The organism is Maritimimonas sp. 2210JD6-3, assembly GCF_056591795.1.
Window position 1 is genome coordinate 185,170 of sequence record NZ_JBWQOJ010000002.1, and the last position, 6,772, is coordinate 191,941.

Below are 6,772 nucleotides of genomic sequence, written 5' to 3' on the forward strand. Positions count from 1 at the left end.
AAAATTAAATCAATTGTTCAAGGGCTATCTCAAAAGCAGTTGCACTAATGTGATTTTTTGATGATTTCTTAATATACACATTATGTAACGCTTTTTTAATTACTTCTGAAGTATCATTAAAAATTGCTTTATCATTCATAGCTACCCTTCTTTCCATAAAATAGGCAAAAACACGCGCCATACCACAGTTTGATATGAAGTCTGGTATAAGACTTACTTTGCTATCAGTATCCTCCATAATAGGGCCAAAGAAAATTTCTTTATCTGCAAAAGGAACATTTGCTCCACATGATATTACCTCTAAGCCTGAACTGATCATTTCATCTATTTGTTCTTGCGTGATTAACCTCGAAGCAGCACAAGGAGCAAAAATTTCACAAGGAAGTTTCCAAATTTTCTGATTCATTTCTTCAAAAGGAATCATCTTATCAGCAATTAGCGTATTCCCTTTTTTATTTAAGAAAAATTGTCTTATTTCTTCAAATGAAAAGCCTTCTTCATTAATAACTCCTCCAGCTCTATCAATTATACCAATTACTTTTGCTCCCATCTGAGCTAAATAATATGCCGCGGCAGAACCTACATTACCAAAACCTTGAATAACCGCTCTTTTTCCTTTTACATCACCACCATAAATCGAATAATAATGCTTAACAGCTTCTGCGACACCAAAACCCGTAATCATATCTGCTACTGTATATTTTTTAGATACATCGGGTGTATAAGAGCTATCTTCAATTACTTTAATAACACCATGTCTTAATTGACCAATTCTATTAATTTTATCGGCTTCTGTAGGTTTAAAATGACCATTAAAAACCCCTTCTTGAGGATGCCATACACCACTATCTTCTGTAATCGGAATTACTTCATGTATTTCATCAACATTCAGGTCTCCACCAGTACCATAATAGTTTTTTAATAATGGGGCAACTGCTTTATACCAACGCTTCAAAACACCTTCTTTTCTAGGGTCTCTAGGGTCAAAATTAATACCCGATTTTGCACCACCAATTGCTGGTCCAGAAACTGTAAATTTTACTTCCATTGTTTTTGCAAGCGATAGTACCTCATTCATATCTAACCCTTTACGCATTCTCGTTCCGCCACCCGCAGCTCCGCCACGTAGTGAATTAATAACCGTCCAACCTTCAGCCTCTGTTTCAGGGTCTTTCCAATTAAAAACAATTTCTGGTTGTTTATTCTCGTATTTTTGTAGTAATTTTTTCATAGTATGTCTTCGATAAGTCAAATTTTATTTTGCTATTTATTCAAAAATTCATCAACAAATATAAAGTAATATCCTACAAAAATACTTATCTAAAACAGTAAAATATAACAGGCTTTTAAGAATCACAATTCTTTAAAAAAATATAAAAATTAGTATCTTTACAGTCAATTATTTTAACTAAAACCACTTTAATAAGAACTATGGATTTTAACCTCACTGAAGAGCATTTAATGATTCGTAACGCCGCTAGAGATTTTGCACAAACAGAATTACTACCGGGAGTTATTGAAAGAGATGATAAGCAAGAGTTTCCTAACGAATTAGTACGTAAAATGGGGGAACTTGGTTTTATGGGGGTAATGGTTGATCCAAAATACGGAGGTAGTGGTATGGATTCCATTTCTTACGTATTGATTATGGAAGAATTATCAAAAATAGATGCGTCAGCTTCTGTAATGGTATCGGTTAATAATTCTTTAGTTTGTTATGGTTTACAAGCCTTCGGAACCGAAGAACAAAAACAAAAATACCTAACCAAATTAGCATCTGGCGAACAGATTGGTGCATTCTGTTTAAGTGAACCAGAAGCTGGTTCTGATGCTACTTCGCAAGCCACTACAGCTATAGATAAAGGTGATCATTATGTTATTAATGGTACTAAGAACTGGATTACTAATGGTGGTCGCTCTGATGTATATCTCGTCATCGCCCAAACAGATCGAGATAAAGGTCATCGAGGTATTAATGCCTTTATTGTTGAAAAAGGTACTCCAGGGTTTGACATCGGTCCTAAAGAAGACAAACTAGGTATTCGTGGCAGTGATACACATACCTTACAGTTTAACGATGTAAAAGTTCCGAAAGAAAATAGAATTGGTGAAGATGGATTTGGTTTTAAATTCGCAATGAAAACTTTATCTGGTGGAAGAATCGGTATCGCTGCTCAGGCTTTAGGTATTGCTTCTGGTGCTTATGAACTGGCACTAAAATACTCTAAAGAACGCAAAGCATTTGGCACTGAAATATGTAACCATCAAGCTATCGCTTTTAAATTGGCAGATATGTACACAGAAATTGAAGCAGCTAGACATCTGGTAATGAAAGCTGCTTGGGATAAAGATCAAGGCAATAATTATGATCGTACTAGTGCTATGGCAAAATTATATGCATCTAAAGTAGCTATGGAACATACTGTTGAAGCTGTTCAAATTCATGGAGGTAATGGTTTTGTGAAAGAATATCATGTAGAGCGTTTAATGCGCGATGCTAAGATTACTCAAATTTATGAAGGTACTTCAGAGATTCAGAAAATTGTGATTTCTCGTAGCTTACTTAAAGAGTAATTTATTTTAAAAAAAAATATGAATCCACCTATTTGGTGGATTTTTTTGTTTAAAAGTTTTTATATAACTCAATTGAGCTTGAGACTACTTTTTTAACGTAACAAAATACAAATGTAAACCCGAAGCTGGAGCAATATTTTTGATAAAAGTATCTTTAGATACTCCTAGTAAACTATCTTTAATATAGTCTAAATCTATGATTCCTTTTCCTAAATCTACTAAAGTTCCCATAATTAGTCTGATTTGGTTTCTTAAAAAACCGCTTCCTCTAACAATCAACACGAAACTCTTTTCAGGAAAGAAAGAAGCAGTCAATTCAGTATTTTCTATAATTTCACAATAATCGATAATTCGTTGCACTTTTGTTTCAGCAGATGGTTTTGTACAGTAAAGTTTAAAATTATGATGTCCTTTAAATAATTTGGCACCTTGTTGCATTAGTTCAATATCTAGCTTATCTAAAAATCCAACTAAAAATGGTGCACAATATGGATGGTTTTTCTCACCAAAGGAAAAATAATAACGATACTCTTTTACTTTTGGATGCTGAATAATATTAAAATTCTTATCATCGAGTTTACTAATCGTATTTACACGTACATCACTAGGTGAGTTCATATTAAAACTTTGCAAAAATACATCCTGATCTACTTCTGTATCAGTAAATAATTGAAAAATATAATCCGTTGACGATACTTTTGCATCCGTTCTTCCAACTCCTAAGGTCTTAAATTGAATATCTTTAAAAACAAACTTTAATGTTTTATCCAAAACAAAGTGCACTGTTTTAAGATGAGGCTGTTTTTGCCAACCATGTAATCGAAAGCCTAAATATTGAAACCGTACCAAATATGTAAAATTGTAATCCATTAATTTTATTGTTAAAATAAAGAAAGTATATATATACATTGAGACTCAATTTGTAAATTTAAAACAAAAACATATGCTGCTTAAACTTACGAGCTATTTCATTATCGTTTTTTGCCTTTTATTTTTTCAGACCAATGCACAAGAAAAATTTACTCTAAGTGGGACTATTTCAGAAGCTACTAGTAATGAAACTTTAATTGGTGTATCGATAATAATCTCAGAACTTAATACAGGAACAACAACAAATGAATATGGTTTTTACTCTATTACACTACCCAAAGGAGAATATACTATTTATATTAGTTATTTAGGTTTTGATAATCTTTCTCAAAAAATAACACTAGACAAAAATCTGAAATTAAACTTTGAACTTAAACAGACCTCAGAAGAACTTAATGAAGTAGTTATTAAAGGCGATGTAGAAAAACTAAACATACGTACCCCACAAATGAGCGTTAGCGCTCTTAAAATTGAGACAATTAAAAGTATTCCTGTCGTTTTAGGAGAAGCAGATGTTGTAAAATCTTTATTATTGTTACCAGGTGTAACAAGTGCAGGTGAAGCTTCATCTGGGTTTAATGTAAGAGGTGGGGCAGCAGATCAAAATCTAATTCTCTTAGATGAAGCTACAATCTTTAATTCTTCACATTTATTCGGTTTTTTCTCTGTTTTTAATCCTGATGCAATTAAAGACGTAAAACTTTATAAAGGAGGTATTCCAGCTAGATATGGTGGTCGCGTGTCTTCAGTATTAGAAATTTTTCAAAAAGAGGGCAATAGTAAAGAATTAAAAGTAAATGGTGGAATTGGAGCTGTAGCGAGTCGTTTACTAGTAGAAGGACCTATAAAAAAGGATAAATCGGCATTTTTATTTGGAGGTAGAGCATCGTACGCTCACTTATTTTTACCTTTATTTGATATTGAAAATTCAGCTTATTTCTACGATGTAAATACCAAGCTTAATAGTAAAATTAATGATAGAAATAATATTTTTTTATCGGGATATTTTGGCAGAGACCTCTTTAGCATTGATGATAGCTTTGTAAATACCTACGGAAATACCTTAGTTAATTTTAGATGGAACCATCTTTTCTCAGATAAACTATTTTCTAACCTCTCATTAATATATTCTGATTATGATTATGGATTAGAGCTTGACTTTGTTGGATTTAAATGGAATTCGGGAATTCTAAATTTTAATACAAAGTATGACCTAAAACATTATATAAACGACAAGTTTCAAATGAACTATGGCCTAAATAACATCTATTATGTTTTTAACCCAGGAAAAATAGAGCCTAATCGATCTGATTCGGGCATTCTTAAAAAACAATTAACAAAAAAGTATGCAAATGAAAGTGCAATATATGTTGATATAGAACATAAAATAACTAAAAAACTAAGCATGCAATATGGCTTGAGGTTAAGTCATTTTATAAGATTAGGTCAAGATGAATTATTCATTTATGAAAATAATAACCCTGTAGAATTTGATCCATTTTTATTAACTTATCAAGAAGCAACACCTATTGATACTATACAATCAGGTAGATCAGAACAACTAGCTAATTTTACAAATTTAGAACCTCGATTTTCGCTGGCATATTCATTCAATGAAAATAGTTCTTTAAAGGCTAGTTACATACATATGGCTCAATACTTACACCTACTTTCTAATACGAGTTCACCTACTCCGCTTGATGTTTGGACACCAAGCGGGCCATTTGTAGAACCACAAATTTTAGATCAATATGCACTAGGCTATTTTAAAAATATTAAAGATGGTATTTATAGTATTGAAACTGAGGTCTTCTATAAAGATATCGAAAATCGTATAGATTATATCGATGGTGCACAACTTATAGCCAATAATGCTATAGAACAAGTTATACTTAATGGAGAAGCAAGAGCATATGGGCTAGAGTTTTTATTTAGAAAGAATGAAGGAAATTTTAAAGGATGGCTTGCTTATACCTTATCTAAATCTGAACAAAGAACATTAGGAAGAATACCCGCTGTAGATAATGGAAGAAATGATCGAGAAACCGGAATTAACTTTGGTGAATGGTACAATACACCTTTTGATAAGACACATGACATAGCACTATATATGAGCTATGATTTAAGTAAAAAATGGAATTTTAATACCAATTTTATTTTTCAAACTGGGCAACCAACGAACTACCCAATAGGGCAATTTGAAATTCAAGGTCTTACAATTCCATATTATGGATTAAGAAATGTAGAAAGATTACCTAATTATCATCGCATTGATCTTTCAGCTACTTATACACCGAAAGAGAAAAATAAAAAGTGGCGATCAGAATGGGTATTTAGCATTTATAATTTATACAATAGACGAAATGCTGCTTCTATTAATTTTAGGAGGAATCAAGATACAGGTACGAATGAAGCCATTAAAACATCGATATTTGGAGTGGTTCCTTCTATAACGTATAACTTTAAATTTTAATCAATGAGAAAAAATCTAATATTAATTTTTGGAATACTTTTTTCGTTAATTGCTTGCGAAGATGTTGTTGAGATCGAAACACCAACAGAACCACCAAGATTAATTGTTGATGCGATTATTAGAGTTGATCAGAATAATCCCGAATTTATTAAAATTAAGGTCAGCGAAACCAGTGCCTTCTTTGAAGACATTCCTGCCACATCCATCGATCAAATGACCCTTCTAGAATCAATTTCTTCCAGAGTACTTGTATTTACAGCTTCCCCTGATGAACCTGGAATTTATATTACCAATGACGGTCTAACAACTACATTAATAGACGGAGAATGGATACTTCAAATAAACTATAAAGACGAAATATACAAATCTCAAACACAATTTGTTCCTACTGTTCCAATAAATACTATCGTTCAAGGAACTGGTACTTTAATTGATGAAGATGATACCGAAATTATTGTAACCTTTACAGATAGTGAAAGTAGAGATGATTTCTATTTGTTCGATTTCGATTTTAATGAATTTCTTACTACCGAAGATCAGTTTTACCAGGGTCAAGAATTTTCTTTTTCTTATTTCTACGATGATCGTATTGAGCCTGGTCAAGAAATTGAAGTAAGTATTATGGGAGTTGACCAACAATTTTACAATTATATGAATCAAATAATTGATCAAAGTGGAGCTCAAGATTTTGGTCCTTTTGATACTCCTGCTGCTACAGTTCGAGGAAATATTGCCAATGTTACCGAAACAGATAATATTGATTCTTTTGATAATGTAAATCAAATAAACAATTTCGCATTGGGTTATTTTGCTATTATTGAAACTTACACTAAGAAAATTATAATCGAATAAATT

The 6,772-nt window shown here is 32.0% G+C and carries 5 protein-coding genes; 3 read left to right on the top strand and 2 right to left on the bottom strand.

Features of this window, described 5'->3' with window-relative positions; genetic code table 11:
- Positions 1–4: 4 nt before the first annotated feature.
- Positions 5–1,231 carry a Glu/Leu/Phe/Val dehydrogenase dimerization domain-containing protein gene (locus tag AC1EUY_RS02320; protein ID WP_480193882.1) on the bottom strand — a complete coding sequence of 409 codons (1,227 nt, stop codon included), beginning with the start codon at positions 1,229–1,231 and terminating at the stop codon, positions 5–7.
- A 200-nt stretch (positions 1,232–1,431) separates the two neighbouring features.
- On the opposite strand from AC1EUY_RS02320, the gene AC1EUY_RS02325 reads away from it, so the two are divergent.
- Entirely contained in the window at positions 1,432–2,574 is a 1,143-nt protein-coding gene (locus tag AC1EUY_RS02325; RefSeq protein ID WP_480193883.1) for an acyl-CoA dehydrogenase, read from the top strand.
- An 84-nt stretch (positions 2,575–2,658) separates the two neighbouring features.
- Here AC1EUY_RS02325 and AC1EUY_RS02330 read toward each other — a convergent pair whose 3' ends face one another.
- Positions 2,659–3,444: a tRNA pseudouridine synthase A gene (locus AC1EUY_RS02330; protein WP_480193884.1), complete on the bottom strand. Its 786-nt coding sequence runs from the start codon at positions 3,442–3,444 to the stop codon at positions 2,659–2,661.
- A 73-nt stretch (positions 3,445–3,517) separates the two neighbouring features.
- On the opposite strand from AC1EUY_RS02330, the gene AC1EUY_RS02335 reads away from it, so the two are divergent.
- Both AC1EUY_RS02335 and AC1EUY_RS02340 read left to right on the top strand, forming a co-directional pair.
- Positions 3,518–5,917, top strand: a complete 2,400-nt coding sequence (locus AC1EUY_RS02335) for a TonB-dependent receptor (protein WP_480193885.1) — start codon at positions 3,518–3,520, stop codon at positions 5,915–5,917.
- A gap of 3 nt (positions 5,918–5,920) precedes the next feature.
- Positions 5,921–6,769: a DUF4249 domain-containing protein gene (locus tag AC1EUY_RS02340; protein WP_480193886.1), complete on the top strand. Its 849-nt coding sequence runs from the start codon at positions 5,921–5,923 to the stop codon at positions 6,767–6,769.
- The last annotated feature ends 3 nt before the right edge of the window (positions 6,770–6,772 follow it).